Raw genomic sequence first — 24,402 nt, forward strand, 5'->3', positions numbered from 1 at the left:
AGACGAAAACAGTTCAGCTAACCAGCTGGACTTTTTCTTTTGGCGAAAAACGGGTAACTTCTAAAAAGAGTACTTCATAATCGAATGTTTGTTCGTAAAGTGATACAATAAAAATAGATTTTTTTACTGGATGAGGGGGAAGAATACGATGGATTTTGAGTTAGTATCACCGTTTGAGCCCGGTGGCGACCAACCGACGGCAATCGAAAAACTAATTGCAGGTGTCAAAAATGGTGAACGCCATCAGACGTTACTTGGAGCGACGGGAACAGGGAAAACGTTCACCGTCTCGAATGTCATCAACGAGATCAAAAAACCAACATTGGTCCTGGCGCACAATAAGACGCTGGCCGGTCAGCTTTATTCGGAGTTCAAAGAGTTCTTCCCAAATAACGCCGTCGAATATTTCGTCAGTTTTTATGATTATTACCAGCCGGAAGCATACGTCCCATCGACGGATACGTTCATTGAAAAGGATTCCTCGATCAATGATGAGATCGATAAACTCCGTCACTCGGCGACGTCCTCACTATTTGAGCGGGAAGACGTATTAATCGTCGCGTCGGTGTCTTGTATCTATGGTCTTGGTAATCCGGAAGAGTACAACAACCATGTCTTGTCGCTTCGTGTCGGCAACGAGATGGGGCGTAATGAAATGTTACGCCGCTTGATCGACATTCAATATGAACGGAACGATATCGATTTCCAACGGGGGCGGTTTCGTGTCCGCGGGGACGTCGTTGAGATTTTCCCGGCATCGCGTGACGAACAGTGTGTCCGGGTTGAATTTTTTGGCGATGAGATCGAACGGATTCGGGACATGGATCCCTTGACGGGCGAAATCATTGCTGACCGGGAACATATCTCGATTTTCCCGGCATCCCACTTCGTGACGGGGGATACCCGTCTCCAAAAAGCAATCACGAATATTGAGGCGGAACTCGAGACGCAACTCGCGAAGATGCGCGAAGACGGGATGTTGCTTGAAGCCCAGCGGCTCGAACAACGGACGAACTACGATCTTGAGATGATGCGCGAGATGGGCTACTGTTCCGGGATTGAAAACTATTCCCGTCATTTGAACTTGATGCCACCTGGATCGACACCATACACGTTGATTGATTATTTCCCGAAGGATTTTTTACTGATTGCTGATGAATCACACGTCACCTTGCCGCAAATCCGTGGTATGTACAATGGGGATCAGGCACGGAAGCAAGTGCTCGTCGAACATGGTTTCCGTCTGCCCTCAGCAAAAGATAACCGTCCGCTACGTTTTGAAGAGTTTGAAGAGAAGGTCAGTCAAGCGATCTATATTTCGGCGACACCGGGACCTTACGAAATCGAACATACAAAAGAGATGGTCGAACAGATCATCCGTCCGACGGGACTTGTCGATCCGACGATTGAAATTCATCCGATCACGGGTCAAATCGACTACTTGATGGATAATATTCGGGAACGGGTCGCAAAAAATGAACGGGTCCTCGTGACGACATTGACGAAAAAGATGTCAGAGGACTTAACGGATTATCTGAAAGAACATGGTGTCAAAGTCAACTATATGCACTCCGAAATCAAGACACTCGAACGGATCGAAATCATTCGGGACTTGCGGCTTGGGAAATACGATGTTCTCGTCGGCATCAACTTGTTGCGAGAAGGACTCGACATTCCGGAAGTCTCGCTCGTGACGATCCTCGATGCCGATAAAGAAGGGTTCCTACGGTCGGAACGGTCACTGATTCAGACGATTGGACGAGCAGCACGGAACTCGGAAGGGCATGTCATCCTGTTTGCCGATAAGATCACCGACTCGATGCAACGGGCGATGGGTGAAACGGAACGGCGGCGAAACATTCAGCTCGCCTTTAATAAAGAACATGGCATCACCCCGAAGACGATTCAAAAAGACGTCCGCGGTGTCATCAGTACGACGATTGAAAGTGATGACACGATGGAAAAACTGGAGAAATTCAATAAGCTGAAAAAACCAGAACGCGAGACGTTGCTCGAACAACTGGACCAAGAGATGCGTCAAGCAGCAAAAGACATGCAGTTTGAACGAGCAGCAGAATTGCGTGATCTGATCTTAGAATTGAAAGCAGGTGCCTAAGGTGGCAGAAAAAAAGAACAAAATCATTATCAAGGGCGCTCGCGTCAATAACTTACAAAATATCGATGTCGAAATCCCGCGTGATCAGCTCGTCGTCCTGACGGGTTTATCCGGTTCCGGAAAATCGTCACTCGCGTTTGATACGATTTATGCAGAAGGGCAGCGGCGATATGTCGAAAGTCTCTCCGCTTACGCCCGGCAATTTCTTGGACAGATGGATAAACCGGATGTCGATGCAATCGAAGGGTTAAGCCCGGCGATTTCGATCGACCAAAAGACGAAGAGTAAGAATCCACGCTCGACGGTCGGAACGGTGACGGAGATTTACGATTATCTGCGTCTGCTATATGCCCGGATCGGGAAACCGATCTGTCCGAATCACGGCATCGAGATTTCGAGCCAGACGATCAGTCAAATGGTCGACCAAGTGATGGAACTGCCGGAACGGAGCCGTCTCCAAATTCTTGCACCGATCATTTCGGGTCGGAAGGGTGCCCACGTCAAAGTGTTCGAAGACTTAAAAAAAGAAGGGTTCGTTCGTGTCCGGGTCGATGGAGAAACGATCGATTTGACGGACGAGATTGAACTCGAAAAAAATAAAAAACACTCGATCGAAGTTGTCGTCGACCGGGTCGTCGTTCGACCGGACGTCGAAGCCCGTCTTGCCGATTCACTCGAAACGGCGTTACGTCTCGCTGACGGTCGGGTCATCGTTGATACGATGGATGGCAAGGAATTGTTATTCAGTGAGCATCACGCCTGCCCGATTTGCGGGTTCTCGATCGGGGAACTCGAACCACGGATGTTCTCGTTCAACTCACCGTTTGGTGCCTGTACGTCATGTGACGGACTCGGAACGAAACTGGAAGTCGATGTCGATCTCGTCGTGCCACATCCAGATAAATCGCTCAACGAAGGGGTAATCATTGCCTGGGAACCGACTAGTTCACAATATTATCCCCAGTTGCTTGCAGCTGTCTGCAGTCACTTCAAGATCGATATGGATACACCGTTCGAACAGTTGTCGGAAGAACACCGTGATATCCTATTGAACGGAAGCAGCAAGGAAGAAATTCAATTCCGTTATGAAAATGACTTCGGCATGGTCCGCAATACGTCGTTGTTCTTTGAAGGGGTCTTAAACAATCTACAACGCCGGTTCAAAGAGACGTCATCGGACTATATCCGGGAACAGATGGAAGGTTACATGGCGAAAGCGGCATGTCCGACCTGTAAAGGGCACCGTTTGAAACGCGAGTCACTTGCCGTCAAGGTGTCCGGTATTCATATCGGAGACGTGACGAAGATGTCCGTCAAACAAGCGGTCGTCTGGTTCGAAGAGTTGCCGGACAAATTGTCCGAGAAGGATCAGACGATTTCGAAGATGATTGTGCGGGAGATTCATGAACGGTCTTCGTTCCTTGAAAACGTCGGGTTGGATTACTTGACGATTTCACGTGCTGCCGGGACGTTGTCTGGCGGCGAAGCGCAACGGATTCGTCTGGCGACACAAATCGGTTCCCGTCTGACGGGGGTCCTGTACGTCTTGGATGAGCCATCGATTGGTTTGCATCAACGCGACAATAACCGTCTGATCAATACGCTGAAGACGATGCGTGACCTCGGAAACACGTTGATTGTCGTCGAACACGATGAGGACACGATGATGGCGGCCGATTACCTGATCGATATCGGACCAGGTGCAGGGGACCACGGTGGGTTCGTCACGGCAGCCGGACGTCCGGAAGAACTGATGCAAGATCCCAACTCCTTGACAGGCCAATACTTGTCGGGGAAAAAATTCATTCCTGTCCCGACAGAACGAAAACAACCGGATGGTCGGGCACTACAGATTCACAAAGCGTCGGAAAACAACCTGAAAAATGTCGATGTCGACATTCCGCTTGGTTTGTTCGTCGCTGTCACGGGTGTCTCAGGATCCGGGAAATCGACGTTGATCAATGAGATTCTTTATAAAACGATCGCTCATGAAATGAACCGGGCGAAAGAAAAACCAGGTGCCCATAAAGGGATTTCCGGGCTGGATCAAATCGATAAAGTCATCGACATCGATCAGTCGCCGATCGGTCGGACACCACGCTCGAATCCAGCGACGTATACCGGCGTCTTCGACGATATCCGTGATGTCTTTGCTTCGACGAACGAAGCGAAGCTCCGCGGTTACAAAAAAGGGCGCTTCAGCTTCAACATCAAAGGTGGACGCTGTGAAGCGTGCCGTGGTGACGGAATCATCAAAATCGAGATGCATTTCTTACCCGATGTTTACGTTCCGTGTGAAATTTGTCATGGGAAACGGTACAACCGTGAGACACTCGAAGTGAAATATAAAGGCAAGACGATTGCCGACGTCCTTGAAATGACGGTCGAAGATGCCTTGGAATTTTTTGATAAGATTCCGAAAATCAGCCGCAAGCTCCAAACGATCGCCGATGTCGGACTGACGTATATGCGCCTTGGACAACCGGCGACGGAATTATCCGGCGGGGAAGCACAACGGGTCAAACTGGCGTCTGAGCTTCACAAACGGTCGACCGGGAAAACGATTTATATTCTCGATGAACCGACAACAGGTTTACACGTCCACGATATCGCCCGTTTACTGAAAGTCTTACAGCGTCTAGTGGATAACGGTGACACCGTCCTCGTCATCGAACACAACCTTGATGTCATCAAGACGGCCGACTACCTGATTGATCTCGGTCCGGAAGGTGGCGACGGTGGCGGGAAGATCGTTGCGACCGGAACACCGGAAGAAATCGCGGCCGTCAAGGAATCGTATACGGGTCACTACCTGGCTCCAGTCTTGGAACGGGACGCGGCACGAATCGAATCGTGAAACTTTTTTGATTCAAGAATCGTAAAAAGGGAAGTAAGGGAAGTAGAACGAAAGTAGTAAGTATGCAGGACCGATTACCGCGTGTCAGATCAGAGGAGGGAATATTGATGAAGCAAGATATGCGCCAACTGATACTTGAACAAGTGAAAGAAGGAAAGCTGACGATTGATGAAGCACTTGACAAGCTGGAACGACTCGAAGCGATTAACGAGCATCAGTCGACAGCGAGTGAACACAAGTACGTGGATGAACCGGAACACTACGACCGGGTCGATCATTATACGGTCGATTCACTGACGTCGAAAGTCATGTCGGCATTTGACGGACTCGTCAACCGGATCAAGGAAAGTGATTTGTCACTTAATCAAACCTCTGGACCAAACGTCACCTACGTCAAACAATTCCCATTCAGCGGTGAGACGATTCATCTGGACCTCTTTAATGCCAATGCCATCATTGAGCCGGGGGATCTCGAAGAATGTGAACTGACTGTGACCGGTCGTCCGCTTCGCCAAGTCAATGAAGAGCAGGCGCTCGAGCAACTTCAAGCTTCTCTTCAACATTCTGTCTCTGCCAACACGCTATCGATTCGTCTCAAGGACAAACGTGTCCGGGCGACGATTCATCTGAAGATTCCACGCCGTCATTATGAGTCATTGGTTCTCCAAACGCTAAACGGGGAAATCACGTTGTCATCACTGGATGCGACGTCGGTCCAATTAATGACAGCAAACGGACGGATTCTTGTCCGCGATCTGTTCAGTGACGAAGTCAAGACGTCGACAGCGAACGGTTCGATTGAAATCGAAGAATCAGAAATCAAGTCACTGAAAGCAAAAACGGCCAACGGTCAAGTCATCGCCACGGGTGTTTTCGAACGGTCTGACTTGAAGACGGCGAACGGAAATGTCCGCTGTGAATTGAAAACCGTTCAAGATGCGAAGATTCAAGCATCGTCCCTAGCCGGAAGCATCGCCTTGATGTTGCCGCACGGTGCTGAGATTTATGGGGAGCTGGAAACGAACTTTGGTGGATTGAACTGTAACCTCGATGAGATGGAATTGATTCGCGATCAAAAAGAAGTTGTGAACCGTAAGTTGCACTTCTTGTCAGGTCGTGGTCGGACGCCGAAAATCGAAGTCGCTGCCGAGACGAAAACGGGCACGATTTCTGTCACGCACGGTGTTCATTTAAGCCCACAAGCTCTTTAAGTTAAACCAATCCCTGTCCCTTTGATGAAAAGGAGGCAGGGATTTTTTTTGATGGCTTCGACAAAAAAACGACAACTCTCTATCACTTAGGATAGGGAGTCATCGTTGATATGGTGAAACTTAATAATCGTAATCCTGATCCATCATCGGATCATCGAAATTCATGTTTTCGAAGTTGTTCATGTCATAACCGAATTGGATGAACACGATGATTCCGATGATTGTCAGGACGATCGACGCGATGATCAAACCGATGCCCATCCAACTTTTCCGACGTGCCCGGTTCCAATAAAAGACGATGGCAAGAATAAGTGAGATGAGCGAACCGCTGATGAAGATCCCGATAATCGAAATGATGAAGAACAATAAAGCGGTTTGATCTTGGTTGCGTGAGTAGGCTTTCCACATATCGATCAGTGCCATGATCAGATACACAAAACCAACGATGGCGAGAATTCCGAATAAAATAAAGATGATAATGAGACCAATACCGCTACCTGATGATTCCATCATAAATATCCCTCCTTTTTAGACTATCTATAATCCATTCCCAAGATTGCCCACTTCTAATCGAATTCCTTGATTTTCGTAAAAATATGGTACAATACTTCAAGTGAAAGGGGCTGATTGAGCGTGCAACCAAAAGTGCGAACAGCTGAAATCGTAAAGCAATTTAATTTAAAAATCGTCACCGGAGAAGAGGGGTTACATCGCCCGATTCTGACGGCTGATCTTTGTCGACCGGGTCTCGTTCTTGCCGGCTATTATGCGTATTATCCAGCGGAACGACTCCAGATTCTCGGAAAAACGGAATTGACGTTTTTCAATAACTTGACGTATGAGGAACAGCTCGAACGAGCGAATGTTCTTTGTACGGATGAGACACCGGGAATCTTGATCACACGTGGATTCGAGGTGCCGGAAGCAATCGTCAAAGCAGCAGACGAAACGAACGTCCCGCTGTTGACGACGAAGGGACATACGACATCGGTCGAATCTCAAATCACCAACTTCCTCGAGGCGGAACTCGCACCGACGACGGCGATGCATGGTGTACTCGTCGACATTTATGGGGTCGGCGTCTTCATCAAGGGAGCGAGTGGTGTCGGTAAATCCGAAACAGCACTGGAACTCGTCAAGCGCGGCCATCGCCTCGTTGCTGATGACTCGGTTGAAATCCGTCAAACGGGTGATGGCATCCTCGTCGGGACAGCGCCGAAATTGATTCAGCATCTGCTTGAGATCCGTGGAATCGGGATCATCGATGTGATGACGTTATTTGGAGCCGGTGCGGTTCGTTCGCATAAAAAAATCAGCCTCGTCTGTAATTTAGAAATTTGGGATCAAACCAAAGTGTATGACCGGATTGGTCTTGACCAAGAGACCTTACAAATCATCGATACGGAAATTCCGTTTTTGACGATTCCGGTCCGTCCAGGGCGAAACTTAGCTGTCATCATTGAGGTGGCGGCGATGAACTATCGTCTGAAAAACATGGGCATCAATACAGCAGAAGAGTTTGCGGGGCGTCTGGCGCAAGCGATTGAAGAGGGGAACGGTGGTCTTTGATGGGAACGTTAGCGAGTGTCCAACCAACGTTTGACCGGGTAGCGATTGAACTGGGACCGATCCCGATCTATTGGTACGGGATTGTCATTGCCTTAGGAGCAGTCGTCGGTCTGATGATTGCCATCTTCGAATCGAAACGGATCGGTTTTAATGAAGAGTATGCGGTTGATGTCGTCATCTGGGCAATTCCGATCAGCATCATTTGTGCACGTATCTATTACGTGGCGTTCGAATGGGACTATTACGGTCAAAACATCGATCAGATCATCAATATTCGCCAAGGGGGGATCGCGATTCATGGAGCGATCATCGGGGCGATCTTGACGGTATTGATTTATACCCGGAAGAAAAACATCTCCTTCTGGCAAATCGCGGATATCTTGGCGCCGTCGCTCTTGTTCGGCCAAGCCGTCGGACGTTGGGGCAACTTCTTTAATCAGGAAGCCCACGGTGGGGAAACGACATGGACGTTCCTGCAAGATACGTTGCACTTACCGGACTGGATCGTCAATCAGATGTACATCGACGGTGTCTATTATATCCCGACGTTCCTCTATGAAAGTATCTGGAATATCATCGGTGTCATTTTATTGATCGTCTGGCGAATGAAATGGAATCCACGTCGGGGTTATATCTTCCTCGGTTATCTCGTCTGGTATTCGATTGGTCGATTCTATATCGAAGGCTTACGGACTGATAGTTTGATGATGGGCGATGGATTACGGACTGCCCAGATCGTATCGATTGCCTTGATCGTCTTTGGGGTCGTCATGATGGTGCTTCGGAAAAATGCCGTCCGTTACTTGGACGGAACAAAACGGGAGGCGAAATGAGCCGATGATTCAAACGATTTTATTTGATCTCGACGGGACGTTGATTGATACGAACCCCCTCATCCTAAAAAGTTTTGAACATACACTCGACTATTACTACCCGGACCGGACGTTTACGGAAGCAGAGTTGCTTCCGTTCATCGGACCGACCCTCGAGAAGTCGTTTTCCGAGATGAATGCGGACCAGTGGAAAGAGATGGTCGCCTTTTACCGCAGCTACAACATCGCGATGCACGACGCGCTGGTGCTCGAATATCCGGGGGTTCTCGACGGATTACGTCGGTTGAAACAAGAGGGCTACAACATGGCGGTCGTGACGTCGAAAAGCCGGCGTGTCGCCTTAAAAGGAATCGAACTGTTTGGTTTGACGCATTTGTTTGACGCAATCATCGCAGCGGATGACGTGACGGAAGAGAAGCCTGCCGTCGAACCGTTCGAAAAAGCGATGGCACTCCTTGGCGCAACACCAGACGAAACGATCATGGTCGGGGACAACGATACGGACATCCACGGCGGGAAAAATGCGGGACTGAAAACCGTTGCCGTCGGGTGGGCCATCAAAGGACGCCCGTACCTCGAAGCGTTGCAACCGGATGTGATCATCGACTCGATGGAACACTTAAGCGACTGGATCGAGGCCGAGAATGCCAAGACGAACTGACCGCTATCACGTCGGGACGACGAATCCGCTGTGGCACATGTACCGGACGGTGTCGTTTTTTAAAGTCATGTGGTGTTTCCTCATCATCACGATCGGTCGTTTTTCCCCGTCGCTTCGTTTTAAGAATAGTCTCTACCGGACGTTCTTGCGAATGAAGATTGGGGAGCGGACGGCACTCGCGTTGATGGTCATGCCGGACACGATGTTCCCGGAACGGATCACGATCGGCTCGAATACGATCATCGGGTTTAATACGACGATTCTCTGCCATGAATATTTAACGACGGAATACCGGATCGGGAACGTCACGATTGGAAACGATGTGTTGATCGGAGCCAACGTCACGATTTTACCTGGGGTGACGATTGGAGATGGCGCGATGGTCGGAGCCGGATCGGTCGTCCATCGGGATATCCTGCCAGGCGAACGGGTATCGAGTCAGCCGCTCCGCCGTCATGAAATGTGACGAAACTGTGAGAAGAGGAGGAAACGAGATGAGTTATATCCGCTTTACGTATAAAACAGGAAAGTATTTCGGAAGATTATTTGCAGAACGTCCACAAGGGTTGGTCGTGGAAGTGTTGGCGGTTGAGAAACACCCGGTCCAAGGTGACTTGCACAATCCGAACCAGGTCGATGTTCCGCTCTTCCATGTTCGTCCAGCCCTACACCCGCACGAAAAAGTGACAGTCGCACCAAGTGTCGTTTATGCGTACGACGGTGAGATTCCGACCTATGCCGAGAGCTTACGTCAAGCTTACGACAAAGATGTCGCGCGTCTGAACGGACAAAATCCAGAAGCGGATGCTTTCGTACAAAAATGCTTGGAGAATTACAAGGAACTGGAATCGATTTATGCGAAACGCTGGGCGTAAACCCCGGCGTTTTTTCTGTTGCAACGGTTTCCGAGATAGGTTATTCTTGTCTCTGCAACTATGAAACCAGATTTAGATCTATGGGGGCTTGAATCATGATGGAATTAACTGAATACAAAGCAGACCCCTTTGCGATTACTATGCGCCAAGCGGAACTTTTTTATTTCCGTGGACGGAAAGCGCACCGGGAAGGGAGACTTGAAGAGGCGGTATATCATCTCGATGAAGCCACGACGCTTCGGCCCGACGATATCCGTTATCTTTTACGTTACGCACGTGTCCTGTTTGAGACAGGCGAGATCAATCATGCGAATGATGTCTTGAAACAAGTGCGGACGCTCGACAAGTCAAATACCGAATCATTATTTTATTTAGCGAATAACTACGCGCACGTCTCCTTATACGAAGAGGCAAAAAACTATGCGCTTGAATATTTATCTAGTGCACCGAACGGAAAACACGCAGAGGCATCGGCCGCGCTCGTGGAACTGATCGATCTCGAACAAGAGATGGAAGATGACGATGAGGATGAATTGATTCGTTTGCATGCTCAAGCACAACGTCAAATCGACAAAGGGATGTTATTTGCGGCGCAAGAGACACTGGAAGCTTTGATCATCCAATATCCGACGTTTTGGCCAGCCTACAACAACCTCGCCATCGTCGAGTTTTATCTGGGTGAAAATGACCGGGCGTTTGCTTCACTCGAACAGGTCCTTGATGGAAATCCGGGAAACTTACATGCCCTCTGTAATACGCTCGTCTTGTTACATGAGATGGGACAGGACGAAGAAGCCCACCGTCTATCGCAGAAGCTCGAACACGTCCGGTCGGTCAATCTCGAGACCCGCTACAAGGTCGCTTCGACGCTCGCAATCATCGGTCGTCATGATTTAGCGTATGAAGAATTAAAGTTACTCGAACGTCGTGGTTACCGGGGAGACCCGTTATTCGGTCACTGGTTGTCGATCTCAGCGTTCAAGACAGGACATGTCGAAGAAGCTGCTGCCTTCCTACAATCAGAAGAAGCCCAAGGCATGCGAGAAGAACAAGAAGCGTATGATATCCGACATAACCTTCAGTTCCGTTCCGCGTTGATTCAAGCGTTGAAAACGGAAGATGACATCTCACGGATTTTCACGGCACTTTTGCTTGGTAAACTGAACGATGAGGAAGCGAAACTGGCATTATCGATGATGCCGGAAGTGACGGATCATCCGGATGTTTTATTGCTGACAGAACAGATTCTACATGAGATGAACGGGGAGAAACTGATCGTTGATGCCCGGATTCATCGTGCGTTATTGACGATTCGTCTAGCGGAACGGTACGTTTCGGACGAAGAACGGATGAGTTTAGAAGGGGACTTTTATGAACGATTCGCGCGACTCGTCCTCAGCGGAGAGACGTTTGACGCGATTGAGGCGTCAGCTGCTGCGTTGATTTACCTGTTTCATGACGTCCGTGAAGGGACTTTGATTGAGGACTGTGCGGCTTTAGTTGATGTCTCGTTTGACGAAGTGGCGGCTGTGATTCGTTCCTATCAACGACTTTTGAACCCGGCGCGGGCAAAGTGTTAGACGTTTGTCCGTTTCTCCCCTATACTCAAATTACAACGAAAATACAGATGGGGTGGAATCATGACAGGAACTGATCAAAAAATTTATGACGTCATTATCATTGGTGCCGGTCCTGCTGGTATGACAGCAGCACTTTACGCATCACGGGCAAACTTATCGACTTTGATGATCGAACGCGGTATTCCGGGCGGCCAGATGGCGAACACGGAAGATATCGAGAACTATCCAGGATACGACAGCATTCTTGGACCGGATCTTTCACAAAAGATGTTCGACCACTCAAAAGCATTCGGAGCGGAGTACGCGTATGGTGACGTACGCAGTATCGAAGACGGTCCGGCGTATAAAACGATTCATGCCCACAATAAGGATTATTACGCACGCGCCATCATCATCGCTTCAGGGGCGCAGTATAAGAAAATCGGCGTCCCGGGTGAAGAAGAACTCGGCGGACGTGGTGTCTCGTACTGTGCGGTCTGTGACGGCGCGTTCTTTAAAGAAAAAGAACTGTTCGTCATCGGTGGCGGCGACTCAGCGGTCGAAGAAGGGGTCTACTTGACACGGTTCGCGAAAAAAGTGACGATCGTTCACCGTCGTGAAGAATTACGTGCACAAAAAATCCTTCAAAAACGGGCATTCGACAACCCGAAAATCGACTTCATCTGGAACCATACGGTCAAACAGATTAACGAAGATAACGGCAAAGTCGGTGGCATCGAATTAATCAATACAAAAACGGCAGCGACGACAACGTATCCGATTGACGGCGTATTCATCTACATCGGGATGAACCCGATCACAGGATATGTCCAAGATCTCGGAATCTTGAATGATCAGGGATATGTCGTGACGAACGAAGCGATGGAAACGAACATCAAAGGCATTTTTGCTGCTGGTGATGTCCGTGAGAAAACATTACGTCAAGTCGTGACAGCGACGAATGATGGTTCGATTGCGGCTCAAAACGCGCAACATTATATCGAAGCCTTGCTTGAGGAATTACAGGAATCATCACAAGTCTAATTCAAGAACCAGCTTGGTTGGAGGGCACTTCAATCAAGCTGGCTCTTTTTTTGTGTTATACTGAAATCAGAGTAAAAAATACACACGGAACTGTTGTCTGGAGGGCGAAGAGATGGAAGAGAATCAACCGCAACTGGTCATCATTACAGGAATGAGTGGCGCCGGGAAAACGGTCGCGATGAATAGTTTTGAAGACTTAGGCTACTTTTGTGTCGACAATTTACCGCCGACGTTACTACCACAATTGATCGAAGTGATTGGACAGGTGCGTCCGAAAATCGCTGTCGCCATCGATACACGGGCTCGTGATTTCATCGATAGTTTCTTTGTCGTTTATGAAGATTTGAAGAAAACGAACCTGCAAATCCGAATGCTTTATTTGGACGCCCGCAATGAGGTATTGGTTCGTCGGTATAAAGAATCCCGCCGGTCGCATCCGCTGGCCCCGACCGCGTCACCGCTGATCGGAATCGAACGGGAGCGGACCCTGCTCGAAGGGTTCCGCGATAAAGCACAATTGCTGATGGATACAAGTGACATTAAACCGCTTGCCTTAAAAGAACGGATTTTAAAAGAGTTTACGGAAGGGGAACGAATCCCGTTTACCGTCAACGTGATGTCATTTGGCTTTAAACATGGTTTACCACTCGATGCCGATCTTGTGTTTGACTTACGTTTCTTGCCGAACCCGTTTTACATTCCGGAACTCCGACCGAAGACGGGTCTTGATCTTGAGGTCTCGTCCTACGTCATGCAATGGCCGGAAGCGAAGCTGTTTTATAAAAAGCTCGTCGACATGCTCGAATTCCTGATTCCCCAGTATGAGCGGGAAGGGAAATCACAGCTCGTCGTGGCGCTCGGTTGTACCGGCGGAAAACACCGGTCGATCACGTTTGCCGAAGCGATCAGTAAAGAATTTAAGAATCAATACCATATCGTGACGAACCACCGGGATTATGTGCATGCAAAGGAGGAAAAATAATGAAATGGGAACGAAAAGTCGTCGCCATCGGCGGAGGAACGGGCCTATCAACTCTTTTGCGCGGACTAAAACATTACCCGCTTGATATCACGGCCATCGTCACCGTCGCGGACGACGGCGGAAGCTCGGGCCGTTTGCGGACGGAATTCAACATGTTGCCGCCGGGCGATATCCGAAACGTCATCGTCTCACTGTCGAAGTCCGAGACATTGATGGACCGGATCATGCAATACCGCTTTGAGACAGGAGAAGGTCTGCACGGACACTCGCTCGGGAACTTGATGCTGACAGCAGCGACGCAGCTCTGTAACGGTTCGTTTGTCGAGGCGATTGGTGTCATGGGACAACTGCTGAATGCGGAAGGGAAAGTTTATCCGGCAACGGAACGGACGATTACATTATGTGCCGAGTTTGAAGACGGAACAATCGTCAAAGGGGAGTCCTTGATTCCAAAAGTCGGGAAGGTCATCGATCGGATTTTTCTCGAAGAAGAAGACGTCCGTCCGGTCCCGGAAGCGATTCAGGCGATTCTTGACGCCGATGTCATCGTCCTTGGTCCCGGCAGCCTCTACACGAGTGTCATTCCGAACGTCTTGATCGAAGAGATTCGTGATGCGATCAAGCAGGCGCTTGCCCCGGTCGTCTATATCTGCAACGTCATGACACAACCTGGGGAGACGACGGCCTTTACGGCTAACGATCACCTGAACGTCTTGGAACGGTTCCTCGGCAAAGGGGTGATTGATACGATCATCGTCAACAACGAATCGATTGATGTCAGTTATTTACGAAAATACCAGAAGGATCACGCGGATATGGTGACCTACGATGAAACAAGTTTTGAAGAAGCCGGCATTGAAGTGCTCGCGGACGATATCGTGGACTACAACCATCACTTCATCCGCCATGATTCGGATGCCGTCGCAAGCCTTGTCATGCGGAAAGTCTTATCGATCCGACGGGTCCGTCAATTCGAAGGGAAGGAGGAACTGACGTGAGTTTTGCTTCAGAAGTCAAAAAAGAATTAACACAAATCACGATGACCGATCACGAGATGAAGGCGGAGCTTGCTGCACTCGCCCGGATGAACGGCGCAATTTCGTTTGGTCTCGGACGTGGACTGACGCTTGATATCTCGACGGAAAATGCGTCGATTGCCCGCCGGATCTATTCGTTGCTCAAACGTGCTTACGCGGTCCATCTCGATTTATTGGTCCGGAAAAAAATGCGTCTAAAGAAAAATAACGTCTACATCGTGCGCGTCAAACAACAAGCGGACAAGATTCTACAAGACCTCGGTATTCTCGGAGAAGGGTTTACGATGATCCGCTCGATCAGTGATTCGATTCTCCACGATGAACGTCGTGCCCGGGCTTATCTCCGGGGCGCCTTTTTAGCGGGCGGGTCACTAAACAATCCGGCGACGTCTTCGTACCACTTGGAAATCTTTAGTCTGTATGAAGAACACAATGCCGCCTTACGCAGCTTGACGAATCAGTTTGACTTGAATGCAAAAGCGATCGAACGGAAAAAAGGGCATATCCTCTACATCAAGGAAAGTGAAAAGATCTCTGATTTCCTGAAGCTGATTGGTGCGACCTATTCGATGTTACGTTTTGAAGATGTCCGGATCTTGAAGGATATGCGCAATTCGGTCAACCGACTCGTCAACTGTGAGACAGCGAATTTAAACAAGACGGTGGGTGCGGCGTTACGCCAGGTCGAGAACATCAAGTTCTTAGAACGGACGGTCGGGCTTGATGTCTTACCGGACAAACTTAGAGAAATTGCGATCTTACGTGTGACCCATCAAGACGTGACGTTACAGGAGTTAGGCGAGATGGTCGAAAGTGGTGCCATCTCGAAGTCCGGGATCAATCATCGATTGCGCAAGATTGATCAAATTGCGGATAAACTCCGAAACGGCGAATCCATGACCGGGGCTCTTTAGGGAGTAACTTGCGAGATGAACCATAGTCTACTATAATATATAGTCGGTGCAACTAAATGTTCGAATTAAGGAGTTTTTGAAATGGCTAATGACAAAAAACGTATTTCGCTGACGGTAGATGCGAAGTTTGATGAACTGCTTACGAAAAAAGCAAAAACGATCGGTGTTCCGAAAAGTACACTCGTGACGTTTGCGACTTCCCTGTTCCTGAAGCAATTACAGGCAGAAGAAGAACTTTCACCACATGCGAACGGAATCTACACACTGATTCGTGAAAACCACGATATCGTATCTGATATCACAGACATGATCGATTAATGAATAAGGACCTCTGTCCCCGTACTTCCTTCTTGAGGGAGAAAAAAGGGATTGAGGTCCTTTTGTTTAGTGTATGGCAAAATCAGTTCAGTCCGGTATGTGAACACTGACTAAAAAAAAACGCCTCCACATGAAGTGAAGACGGTTCGGTGAAAGCTTATGCACGTTCCATGACACGGTCGATTAAACCGTAGTCAGCTGCTGATTGAGCAGACATGAAGTTATCACGTTCTGTATCACGTTCGATGACTTCAAGTGGTTGTCCTGTATTTGTAGCCATGATTTTGTTTAAGTGTTCACGCATCTTGATGATCCGTTCCGCGTGGATTTTGATATCCGATGCTTGACCTTGTGTGCCACCGAGTGGTTGGTGAATCATGATTTCAGCATTTGGAAGCGCAAAACGTTTTCCTTTAGCGCCTGCTTGAAGCAAGAAAGCACCCATTGATGCAGCCATTCCGATGCAGATTGTTGAAACTTGTGGTTTGATGAAGTTCATTGTATCGTAAATCGCCATACCGGCTGTGATTGAACCACCTGGGCTGTTGATGTAAAGCGAGATTTCTTTATCTGGATCTTCTGCTGCTAAGAACAGTAACTGGGCAACGACTGAGTTGGCGACGTTGTCGTCAATCGCGCTCCCGAGAAGGATGATCCGGTCTTTGAGCAAACGTGAGTAGATGTCGTACGCACGTTCCCCGCGGTTGGTTTGTTCGATGACTGTTGGAATTAACATAGTCTTTGCCTCCTTATAGTAGGTATGTAGCTCATATTCGACTTGTTCTTATCATAATCCTTTGGTCAGGATTGGTCAAAAGATACGATGCGACTTCTAGGTATTTTTCCTGAAACCGTTTCGCGTAAACATACCGATATAGAAAAAAGGCAACACCGAGAACGGCATTGCCTGTAGATTCAAGTATGGTACACCCGGAGAGATTTGAACTCCCGACACCTGGTACCGGAAACCAGTGCTCTATCCCCTGAGCTACGGGTGCATGTTTTTACTGAACAATTAATAGTATACCGACATTTTTTCAGGAAAGCAATACTAGAAACTGAAGTTTCTTGTTTTTTTGTAAAAGGCTGAAGGACGATTGATTTAATCCCCATACATTATAATAGAAACAGAACCACATCCAGTCGGAGAAAGGGAAGATGAACAGATGGAACAGAGACAAGAACAAGCGCAGCGTCTTGTGATGTCAGCAGCACAGTTGTTTCAATTATCGGTTTTAGAAGAGACGCGCGCGGAACTAGAGCAACATCTTTACCGAATCATCCGTCGTGCCAGGCACACGAAACATAATGGAAGAAAAACAATCCATCCGGATTTAGAGCAAGTTGCGGATCGGATCGACTCGTTTGAGAATGAACTTCTGAAGCAAATACGTTTAGAATCGGTCAGACAGGAAATAGGATATATGGCGGAACAACTCATCATGTACTTAGATACGGATGGACTACTCAGAACGACAGACGCACAATTGGCGGTTCTTCTTGCGAGCGAGGAGTCGATCATCAGACAGGCGCGGCAACTGCTCCAACAATGTGAACCAACCGGTATCGCGGCACGTTCAGAGACGGAGTGCCGATTGTTGCACGCCATCGAGTCTGAAGAAGACCAACTGATTGATCTGGTCACCGAGTTACAAGAAGGGATGTCGCTGAAGCAAGCCTTGGAGGGAATCAGGGATCTAACGGAGCGACAGCAAATGAAGCAACGAATCAATCGGTTGCCGAAAAGACCGGTCTTGCCGACAGCAACGGTCGTGACGATACCGGAAGCTGAAGTACAGCTGATTGATGGTCAAATCCAAATTGTCTGGTATGACATACCGGTCGATGCGTCCTGGACGGATCTTGAAGAAGCGAAATCCTTTTTAAGTGCGTACGAACGGCGACGGAAGACGCTAGAGGCGATTTTAGATGTCGTCACGAAACGACAAGTCCGCTGGTTTGAAGGTGAGCTTCACCTGGAACCACTGACAAAAAAGGAAGTTGCCGAACAAACGGGATACCATCCTTCGACGATCGGTCGAGCGATTGCCAACAAAACGGTGCGGACTGCCCACGGGACATTGGCGTTGGAAAACTTTTTTGTATCGAAGACGCAGGACGGGACATCCAGCTTTTTGATCAAGGTGCGGATGGCGAAGCTGATTCAGGAAACAACCACGCCATTGTCGGATCAACAGATCGCTGATCGTCTTCAAGTGGAAGGCATCCAAGTCGCGCGACGGACGATTGCCAAATACCGGTCGGGTCTTGAATTGACCCGGTCCGACATCACGAAGCGACGAGAGGCGAATGACTGATGCAAACAAAAGAACACATGACCTTAATATTGTATTCACGTCCGGGATGTACGCTATGTGAGGAAGCCGCCGTCTTACTTGATTTCGTACTCGACGAATTTCCTGGGTGGACGTACCAAGAAATCAACATCGATGAAGATGCAACGCTCAGCTTACGGTTTTTATATGAAATTCCGGTTGTGATGTATCAGTCTGAAATTTGGAGTTATGGCAAATTTGAGACGGAGCCCATAAGAAACCGCTTACTTGAAAAAAGTTGAAGGGTGAGGCTTGAATCCTCGTGCGATGGCTGTTATGATGAGGATGTACCAAGTGGGACAAGATACGACACGCGGGACGTAAAGTGTCCAGCAGTTTGAGAGGAGCGGGAAATACATGATTCGGCAGTTAGTGCAGATCCAAAAGCGAATCGTGCCTGATCTGATTGAAGAAATGCAGACACGTTACGACATACTTCATTATGTCCGGCTGATGCAACCGATTGGTCGACGTACACTCGCGACAAGCCTTGGCTTGACGGAGCGGGTATTACGGCGCGAAGTAGACTTCCTGAAAGAGCAAGGATTGCTCGAAGTGGCAACACAAGGAATGTCTTTAACGGACGAAGGACGGACCGTCTTACGGAGTATGCACAGTGTGATGGCAGAACTGGCCGGGATTTCCGATATGGCGAAAGCTTTAAAAGAAAAACTGGGCGTACGGGATGTCGTCATCGTACCGGGTGACTCGGATCAGACATTTTGGGTACAACGCGATATGGGACGTGCGACAGTCGCACGTTTGAAACGAGAACTTTCTTCATCTGTACACAACACGATTGCCGTCACAGGAGGAACGACGATGGCTTCCGTCGCGGCGATGATGTCGCCCGACAAGGAAAACCGTCCGATGACATTTGTGCCAGCACGTGGTGGACTAGGCGAAACCCTTGAATTACAAGCGAATACGGTCTGCTCACGAATGGCGTCCCGTGCACAAAGTGATTATCACTTATTGCACATCCCGGACATGGTCAGCACGGAAACGTTTGTCAAGATGGTGGAAGAGCCAAGCATAAAAAATGTGTTACAAATGATTAGAGATGCCTCAATCGTGGTACATGGAATTGGTGAGGCAAAAACGATGGCAAAACGTCGTCGCGCTTCAACCGAGTTACTGGAACAGCTTGAAACCGAACACGCAGTGGCAGAAGCATTTGGTTATTATTTCGATCGGGACGGGAAAATCGTGCACCGGGTGAAGACGGTTGGTCTGCAACTCGACGACTTGAAACAAGTCGAACACGTCATTGTCGTCGCCGGAGGACATTCCAAGGCAGAAGCGATCAATGCGTATGTCAAACAGTCCCCGAACATCATCCTGATTACGGATGAAGGGGCCGCAACAACGATTTTGAAAGGGTAGCCCCCTTTTGAATAATAGATAACTCGCTTTACATTAAAAGGAGGAAAATTATCATGGCAGTAAAAGTTGGTATTAATGGATTTGGACGTATCGGACGTTTGGCACTTCGTCAAATTCTTCAGTTTGACGGAATCGAAGTAGTCGCAATCAACGACCTTACAGACACTAAAATGCTTGCACACCTCTTAAAATATGATACGACTCAAGGTCGTTTCGACGGCGAAGTCGAAGTACACGATGGTTACTTCCTCGTCAACGGTAAAGAAATCAAAACACTTGCTAACCGCAACCCAGAAGAACTCCCATGGGGCGAGCTCGGTGTTGACATCGTTCTCGAATGTACTGGTTTCTTCACAGACAAAGAAAAAGCTGAGCTTCACTTGAAAGCTGGAGCTAAAAAAGTCGTTATCTCAGCACCTGCTACTGGCGACATGAAAACAGTTGTCTTCAACACGAACCACGAAATTCTTGACGGAACTGAAACAGTTATCTCTGGTGCTTCATGTACTACGAACTGTCTCGCGCCAATGGCAAAAGTTCTTCAAGATAACTACGGAATCGTTCAAGGTCTCATGACAACGATCCACGCTTACACAGGCGACCAAAACACACTCGACGCTCCACACCCTAAAGGTGACTTCCGTCGTGCACGTGCAGCGGCAGCTAACATCGTTCCTAACTCAACTGGTGCTGCTAAAGCAATCGGTCTTGTTCTTCCAGAACTTCAAGGTAAACTTGACGGATCTGCACAACGTGTACCAGTTGCTACAGGTTCACTCACTGAGCTCACAACAGTTCTTGAGAAGAAAGTAACAGTTGAAGAAGTTAACGCAGCAATGAAAGCAGCAGCTAACGAATCTTACGGTTACACGGAAGACGAAATCGTTTCTTCTGACATCGTTGGTATCTCTTACGGATCACTCTTCGATGCAACACAAACGAAAGTCGTTACAATCGGCGACAAACAACTCGTTAAAACAGTTGCTTGGTACGACAACGAAATGTCTTACACTAGCCAGCTCATTCGCACACTCAAACACTTCGCAGAAATCGCTAAGTAATTCGAGCAATTAAATAGCAATTGAATAAGAGCGGAAACGATACCAGTCTCCGCTCTTATTGCGGAAAAAAGTCTGGAGGGGCGTACTAGCCCCTCACTATACGTATGAGACGGAGGACGAATGTATGAATAAGAAATCAATTCGCGATATCGATGTAAAAGGAAAACGCGTGTTTACACGTGTGGACTTCAACGTACCGTTAGAAGACGGCAAGATCACAGATGACACACGGATCCGTGCTGCCCTTCCGACAATCAAACACTTGGTTGACGGTGGAGCGAAAGTCATCCTCGCAAGCCACATGGGACGTCCAAAAGGCGAGAAGAACCCTGAATTCTCACTTGCACCAGTCGTAGCACGCCTCGGCGAATTACTTGGTAAAGAAATCAAGCTCGTTGAAGAAGCATACGGACCGGTCGCTGAAGAAGCGGTCAGCAAGCTTGAAGAAGGCGAAGTCATCGTTCTTGAAAATGTTCGTTTCTACCCAGGCGAAACGAAAAACGATCCTGAACTCGCAGAAGGTTTTGCGAAACTTGCAGATATTTTCGTCAACGACGCATTTGGTGCAGCGCACCGTGCGCATGCTTCTACAGAAGGAATCGCGCACCACGTCGAGACTGCTGTAGCTGGATTGTTGATTGAAAAAGAACTTCAAGTTCTCGGTAAAGCACTCTCGAATCCGGACCGTCCGTTTACAGCGATCATCGGTGGTTCGAAAGTCGCGGATAAAATCGGCGTCATCGATCACCTGCTTGATATCGTCGACACGTTGATCATCGGTGGAGGATTATCTTATACATTCCTCAAAGCTCAAGGTTATGAAGTCGGTACGTCACTTCTTGAAGTCGACAAAATCGAACAGGCGAAGGAATTCATGAAGAAAGCAGAAGATAAAGGCGTGAAGTTCTTAATGCCTGTCGACTGCATCATCACGAAGGAATTCGGCGAAGAAACATATGTCGGACCACGCGATATCGACAGTATCCCAGCGGATCACATGTCACTGGATATCGGTCCGAAAACCGTTGAAATTTATGCAGAAGCGATCAAGAACTCGAAACTCGTCGTCTGGAACGGACCGATGGGTGTCTTCGAACTTGATAAATATGCAAACGGAACAAAAGGTGTCGCTCAAGCGTTAGCAGACAGCGATGCATACTCGATCATCGGTGGGGGAGACTCTGCAGCAGCAGCTGAGAAGTTTGGCCTTGCTGAAAAAATGAGCCATATTTCAACAGGTGGTGGCGCAAGCCTCGAGTTCATGGAAGGAAAAGCTCTTCCAGGTGTCGAAGCGCTTAACGACAAGTAATCTAAAGTTCACAAGGGAGTGTTTTTAATGCGTAAACCAATTATCGCAGGTAACTGGAAGATGAATCTTAGCCTCAAGGATGCTGTCGCATTCGCTGAGGAAGTCAAAGGAACTGTACCCGCTTCTTCGAAAGTCGACGCGGCTGTCTGTGCACCGTCTGTATTCCTTGCACATTTGACAGAAGCAGCAGCTGGAACAGACTTGAAAATCGGCGCTCAAAACATGTATGACCAAGAAAGCGGCGCATACACAGGCGAAATCAGCCCGGTCATGCTGAAAGATCTTGGCGTGACATACGTCATCCTCGGTCACTCAGAACGCCGTGAATACTTTGGTGAAACAGATGCGTTCATCAACAGCAAAGCGAAAAAAGCATTCGAACACGGTCTCGTGCCAATCGTTTGTGTCGGTGAAACACTCGAACAACGCGAAGGCGGTCAATTCGAGTCAGTCATCCGTGAACAAACGGCAAACAGCCTTAAAGGATTAACAGTCGATCAAGTGAAAAATCTTGTTGTCGCATACGAACCTGTCTGGGCAATCGGAACAGGCAAATCAGCGACAGAACAAGATGCACAAGATTCTTGTAAATTCGTTCGTGACGTCGTCGCGGCTGAATTCGGTACAGAAGCAGCTGAAGCGGTCCGTATCCAATACGGTGGTAGCGTTAAACCGGAAAACATCAAAGAATATATGGCTCAACCTGACATCGACGGGGCTCTAGTTGGTGGCGCAAGTCTCGAGACAGGATCGTTCCTCAAACTGTTGGAGGCGATTTAAATGAAAAAACGTCCAGTCGCACTGATCATCCTTGATGGTTTCGGTATGCGTGACGAGGAGTTCGGAAACGCCGTTACGGCGGCAAATAAACCGAACTTCGATCGTTTCTGGAATCAATACCCGCATACGTTGTTGAATGCGAAAGGTGCATACGTTGGTTTGCCAGACGGTCAGATGGGTAACTCAGAAGTGGGTCACCTGAACATCGGGGCAGGTCGCGTCGTCTATCAATCGCTATCCCGAATCAACAATGCCATTAAGGATCGCTCGTTCTTCTCGCGTCAAGCGATGAACGATGCGGCAGGTCACGTGAAGAAATACGGTTCAGCTTTGCATATCTTCGGTTTGGTCTCTGATGGTGGAATCCACAGTCATATCAATCACTTGTATGCAGTGCTTGAGTTCGCGAAACTTCACGAAATCAAAAAAGTCTACTTGCATGCGTTCACGGACGGCCGTGACTGTGATCCACAGTCGGGTGCTGGTTTCCTCCGTGACGTACAAGCGAAGATGGACGAATTGAATGTTGGACAATTCGCGAGTATCTCCGGTCGTTATTATGCGATGGACCGCGATAACCGTTGGGAACGCGTCAAGAAAGTCTATGACGTCATTACGTTCGCAGAGGGTCCAACAACAACCGATCCAATCGGAATGGTCGAAGCTTCGTACAAAACAGACGTAACAGATGAGTTCATTGAACCAACGGTAGTCGTGCAGGAAGACGGTACTCCAGTAGCACCGATCCACGACAATGATGCGATCATGTTCTTCAACTATCGTCCGGACCGTGCGATTCAGCTCGCCAAGGCGTACAAAGAAAAAACAGGTTTCACTGGTTTTGCATTACCGGACAACGCACCGAAGAACCTGTTGCTCGTCTCGATGACGAAATATTCGGATGCGATTGATACGGATATCGTCTTCCCACCAGAAGACATCAAAAACACGCTTGGTGAAACATTGTCGAAACAAGGGTTACACCAGTTACGGATTGCGGAAACCGAAAAGTATCCGCACGTCACGTTCTTCTTTAACGGACAACGTGAAGAGCCGTACGAAGGGGAGGATCGCATCTTGATCCCATCTCCAAAGGTCGCGACGTACGATTTGAAACCAGAAATGAGTGTCTACGAAGTAACGGACGCACTGATTGATGCGATCAACTCGGACAAACACGATGCCATCATGCTGAACTTTGCGAACCCTGATATGGTCGGTCACTCCGGTATGCTCGAGCCGACAATCAAGGCAATCGAAGCCGTCGATGAGTGTCTTGGTAAAGTCGTTGACTTGATCATCAGTAAAGGTGGCGCAGCCATCATCACAGCGGACCATGGGAATGCAGACAAAGTGCTGAATGCCGATGGTAGTAAGATGACGGCGCACACGACAGAACCTGTTCCATGTATCGTCACAGTCGAGGACGTCGAACTCCTTGAGCCATTGACCGGTGCATTGGCGGATCTGGCACCAACGATGCTTTATCTGTTGGATGCGGACCAACCGGCAGAAATGACAGGTCAATCCATCGTATTAAAGAAATAATCCCGT

Annotated in this window: 22 protein-coding genes, 1 tRNA gene and 1 pseudogene; 21 read left to right on the forward strand and 3 right to left on the reverse strand. The window is 48.5% G+C overall.

All coding sequences use genetic code 11. The annotated features are described in order from the left end of the window. The first annotated feature begins 148 nt into the window (after positions 1-148). From uvrB to KNQ13_RS03025, 3 genes are all read left to right on the forward strand, one after another. A complete protein-coding gene (uvrB, locus tag KNQ13_RS03015; RefSeq protein ID WP_071498773.1) occupies positions 149-2,116 on the forward strand; it encodes an excinuclease ABC subunit UvrB in 1,968 nt (655 codons plus the stop codon). A 1-nt stretch (position 2,117) separates the two neighbouring features. Continuing rightward, positions 2,118-4,973, forward strand: coding sequence for an excinuclease ABC subunit UvrA (gene uvrA, locus KNQ13_RS03020; RefSeq protein WP_209547958.1), 2,856 nt, complete (start codon positions 2,118-2,120; stop codon positions 4,971-4,973). Positions 4,974-5,080: 107 nt separating this feature from the next. Beyond that, on the forward strand, positions 5,081-6,184 hold the full coding sequence (locus KNQ13_RS03025; protein ID WP_071498775.1) for a DUF4097 family beta strand repeat-containing protein: 1,104 nt from the start codon (positions 5,081-5,083) through the stop codon (positions 6,182-6,184). A 120-nt stretch (positions 6,185-6,304) separates the two neighbouring features. On the opposite strand, the gene KNQ13_RS03030 is transcribed toward KNQ13_RS03025, so the two are convergent. Next, complete coding sequence (locus KNQ13_RS03030) at positions 6,305-6,697, reverse strand: hypothetical protein (protein WP_071498776.1); 393 nt, start codon at positions 6,695-6,697, stop codon at positions 6,305-6,307. Between the two features lie 120 nt (positions 6,698-6,817). On the opposite strand from KNQ13_RS03030, the gene hprK reads away from it, so the two are divergent. From hprK to KNQ13_RS03085, 11 genes are all read left to right on the forward strand, one after another. Continuing rightward, on the forward strand, positions 6,818-7,753 hold the full coding sequence (hprK, locus tag KNQ13_RS03035; protein ID WP_014971178.1) for an HPr(Ser) kinase/phosphatase: 936 nt from the start codon (positions 6,818-6,820) through the stop codon (positions 7,751-7,753). Continuing rightward, the gene (gene lgt, locus KNQ13_RS03040; RefSeq protein ID WP_209547978.1) at positions 7,753-8,586 is read left to right on the forward strand and encodes a prolipoprotein diacylglyceryl transferase; all 834 of its coding nucleotides are present in this window, start codon (positions 7,753-7,755) and stop codon (positions 8,584-8,586) included. The genes hprK and lgt overlap by 1 nt, the downstream gene beginning before the upstream one ends. Before the next feature lie 4 nt (positions 8,587-8,590). After that, entirely contained in the window at positions 8,591-9,247 is a 657-nt protein-coding gene (ppaX, locus tag KNQ13_RS03045) for a pyrophosphatase PpaX (RefSeq protein ID WP_209547959.1), read from the forward strand. Continuing rightward, complete coding sequence (locus tag KNQ13_RS03050) at positions 9,231-9,713, forward strand: acyltransferase (RefSeq protein ID WP_071498780.1); 483 nt, start codon at positions 9,231-9,233, stop codon at positions 9,711-9,713. The genes ppaX and KNQ13_RS03050 overlap by 17 nt, the downstream gene beginning before the upstream one ends. 28 nt (positions 9,714-9,741) lie before the next feature. Further along, on the forward strand, positions 9,742-10,122 hold the full coding sequence (kapB, locus tag KNQ13_RS03055) for a sporulation phosphorelay system protein KapB (protein ID WP_209547960.1): 381 nt from the start codon (positions 9,742-9,744) through the stop codon (positions 10,120-10,122). 95 nt (positions 10,123-10,217) lie between these two features. After that, positions 10,218-11,702, forward strand: a complete 1,485-nt coding sequence (locus tag KNQ13_RS03060) for a tetratricopeptide repeat protein (RefSeq protein ID WP_071498781.1) — start codon at positions 10,218-10,220, stop codon at positions 11,700-11,702. Between the two features lie 60 nt (positions 11,703-11,762). Beyond that, a complete protein-coding gene (trxB, locus tag KNQ13_RS03065; RefSeq protein WP_014971173.1) occupies positions 11,763-12,725 on the forward strand; it encodes a thioredoxin-disulfide reductase in 963 nt (320 codons plus the stop codon). 112 nt (positions 12,726-12,837) lie between these two features. After that, on the forward strand, positions 12,838-13,707 hold the full coding sequence (gene rapZ, locus KNQ13_RS03070) for an RNase adapter RapZ (RefSeq protein ID WP_209547961.1): 870 nt from the start codon (positions 12,838-12,840) through the stop codon (positions 13,705-13,707). Then, entirely contained in the window at positions 13,707-14,705 is a 999-nt protein-coding gene (locus KNQ13_RS03075; RefSeq protein WP_026830114.1) for a gluconeogenesis factor YvcK family protein, read from the forward strand. The genes rapZ and KNQ13_RS03075 overlap by 1 nt, the downstream gene beginning before the upstream one ends. After that, complete coding sequence (gene whiA, locus KNQ13_RS03080; protein WP_071498783.1) at positions 14,702-15,658, forward strand: DNA-binding protein WhiA; 957 nt, start codon at positions 14,702-14,704, stop codon at positions 15,656-15,658. The genes KNQ13_RS03075 and whiA overlap by 4 nt, the downstream gene beginning before the upstream one ends. 81 nt (positions 15,659-15,739) lie before the next feature. Continuing rightward, positions 15,740-15,976 carry a hypothetical protein gene (locus KNQ13_RS03085; protein ID WP_014971169.1) on the forward strand — a complete coding sequence of 79 codons (237 nt, stop codon included), beginning with the start codon at positions 15,740-15,742 and terminating at the stop codon, positions 15,974-15,976. 157 nt (positions 15,977-16,133) lie between these two features. Here KNQ13_RS03085 and clpP read toward each other — a convergent pair. Both clpP and KNQ13_RS03095 read right to left on the reverse strand, forming a co-directional pair. After that, positions 16,134-16,715 (reverse strand): annotated as a pseudogene (gene clpP / locus KNQ13_RS03090) (ATP-dependent Clp endopeptidase proteolytic subunit ClpP); the annotation flags it as partial. 183 nt (positions 16,716-16,898) lie between these two features. Further along, positions 16,899-16,974 (reverse strand) — tRNA-Arg (locus KNQ13_RS03095). Between the two features lie 168 nt (positions 16,975-17,142). Between KNQ13_RS03095 and KNQ13_RS03100 the strand changes: the two genes are divergently transcribed. The 7 genes from KNQ13_RS03100 (at position 17,143) to gpmI (ending at position 24,396) form a co-directional block, all read left to right on the forward strand. Then, the gene (locus KNQ13_RS03100; protein WP_209547962.1) at positions 17,143-18,294 is read left to right on the forward strand and encodes an RNA polymerase factor sigma-54; all 1,152 of its coding nucleotides are present in this window, start codon (positions 17,143-17,145) and stop codon (positions 18,292-18,294) included. Beyond that, complete coding sequence (locus tag KNQ13_RS03105; RefSeq protein ID WP_209547963.1) at positions 18,294-18,554, forward strand: glutaredoxin family protein; 261 nt, start codon at positions 18,294-18,296, stop codon at positions 18,552-18,554. The genes KNQ13_RS03100 and KNQ13_RS03105 overlap by 1 nt, the downstream gene beginning before the upstream one ends. A gap of 115 nt (positions 18,555-18,669) precedes the next feature. Next, the gene (locus KNQ13_RS03110) at positions 18,670-19,698 is read left to right on the forward strand and encodes a sugar-binding transcriptional regulator (RefSeq protein ID WP_014971165.1); all 1,029 of its coding nucleotides are present in this window, start codon (positions 18,670-18,672) and stop codon (positions 19,696-19,698) included. 53 nt (positions 19,699-19,751) lie between these two features. Then, entirely contained in the window at positions 19,752-20,759 is a 1,008-nt protein-coding gene (gene gap / locus KNQ13_RS03115; RefSeq protein ID WP_026830110.1) for a type I glyceraldehyde-3-phosphate dehydrogenase, read from the forward strand. Between the two features lie 124 nt (positions 20,760-20,883). After that, complete coding sequence (locus KNQ13_RS03120) at positions 20,884-22,068, forward strand: phosphoglycerate kinase (protein WP_209547964.1); 1,185 nt, start codon at positions 20,884-20,886, stop codon at positions 22,066-22,068. 27 nt (positions 22,069-22,095) lie between these two features. After that, entirely contained in the window at positions 22,096-22,848 is a 753-nt protein-coding gene (tpiA, locus tag KNQ13_RS03125; protein WP_014971162.1) for a triose-phosphate isomerase, read from the forward strand. Next, positions 22,849-24,396, forward strand: coding sequence for a 2,3-bisphosphoglycerate-independent phosphoglycerate mutase (gene gpmI, locus KNQ13_RS03130; RefSeq protein ID WP_209547965.1), 1,548 nt, complete (start codon positions 22,849-22,851; stop codon positions 24,394-24,396). The last annotated feature ends 6 nt before the right edge of the window (positions 24,397-24,402 follow it).

The organism is Exiguobacterium sp. s128 (genome assembly GCF_018618815.1).
Taxonomy (GTDB): Bacteria; Bacillota; Bacilli; order Exiguobacteriales; family Exiguobacteriaceae; genus Exiguobacterium_A; species Exiguobacterium_A antarcticum.

Excerpts from the sequence above, each read along its gene's own strand:
- KNQ13_RS03100 (WP_209547962.1), top strand. The coding sequence starts at position 17,143 with ATGGAACAGAGACAAGAACAAGCGCAGCGTCTTGTGATGTCAGCAGCA.
- KNQ13_RS03050 (WP_071498780.1), top strand. The coding sequence starts at position 9,231 with ATGCCAAGACGAACTGACCGCTATCACGTCGGGACGACGAATCCGCTG.
- KNQ13_RS03085 (WP_014971169.1), top strand. The coding sequence starts at position 15,740 with ATGGCTAATGACAAAAAACGTATTTCGCTGACGGTAGATGCGAAGTTT.
- ppaX (WP_209547959.1), top strand. The coding sequence starts at position 8,591 with ATGATTCAAACGATTTTATTTGATCTCGACGGGACGTTGATTGATACG.
- trxB (WP_014971173.1), top strand. The coding sequence starts at position 11,763 with ATGACAGGAACTGATCAAAAAATTTATGACGTCATTATCATTGGTGCC.
- KNQ13_RS03120 (WP_209547964.1), top strand. The coding sequence starts at position 20,884 with ATGAATAAGAAATCAATTCGCGATATCGATGTAAAAGGAAAACGCGTG.
- lgt (WP_209547978.1), top strand. The coding sequence starts at position 7,753 with ATGGGAACGTTAGCGAGTGTCCAACCAACGTTTGACCGGGTAGCGATT.
- KNQ13_RS03060 (WP_071498781.1), top strand. The coding sequence starts at position 10,218 with ATGATGGAATTAACTGAATACAAAGCAGACCCCTTTGCGATTACTATG.
- gap (WP_026830110.1), top strand. The coding sequence starts at position 19,752 with ATGGCAGTAAAAGTTGGTATTAATGGATTTGGACGTATCGGACGTTTG.
- rapZ (WP_209547961.1), top strand. The coding sequence starts at position 12,838 with ATGGAAGAGAATCAACCGCAACTGGTCATCATTACAGGAATGAGTGGC.
- kapB (WP_209547960.1), top strand. The coding sequence starts at position 9,742 with ATGAGTTATATCCGCTTTACGTATAAAACAGGAAAGTATTTCGGAAGA.
- KNQ13_RS03110 (WP_014971165.1), top strand. The coding sequence starts at position 18,670 with ATGATTCGGCAGTTAGTGCAGATCCAAAAGCGAATCGTGCCTGATCTG.
- KNQ13_RS03025 (WP_071498775.1), top strand. The coding sequence starts at position 5,081 with ATGAAGCAAGATATGCGCCAACTGATACTTGAACAAGTGAAAGAAGGA.
- KNQ13_RS03105 (WP_209547963.1), top strand. The coding sequence starts at position 18,294 with ATGCAAACAAAAGAACACATGACCTTAATATTGTATTCACGTCCGGGA.
- KNQ13_RS03030 (WP_071498776.1), bottom strand. The coding sequence starts at position 6,697 with ATGATGGAATCATCAGGTAGCGGTATTGGTCTCATTATCATCTTTATT.
- uvrB (WP_071498773.1), top strand. The coding sequence starts at position 149 with ATGGATTTTGAGTTAGTATCACCGTTTGAGCCCGGTGGCGACCAACCG.
- tpiA (WP_014971162.1), top strand. The coding sequence starts at position 22,096 with ATGCGTAAACCAATTATCGCAGGTAACTGGAAGATGAATCTTAGCCTC.
- gpmI (WP_209547965.1), top strand. The coding sequence starts at position 22,849 with ATGAAAAAACGTCCAGTCGCACTGATCATCCTTGATGGTTTCGGTATG.
- KNQ13_RS03075 (WP_026830114.1), top strand. The coding sequence starts at position 13,707 with ATGAAATGGGAACGAAAAGTCGTCGCCATCGGCGGAGGAACGGGCCTA.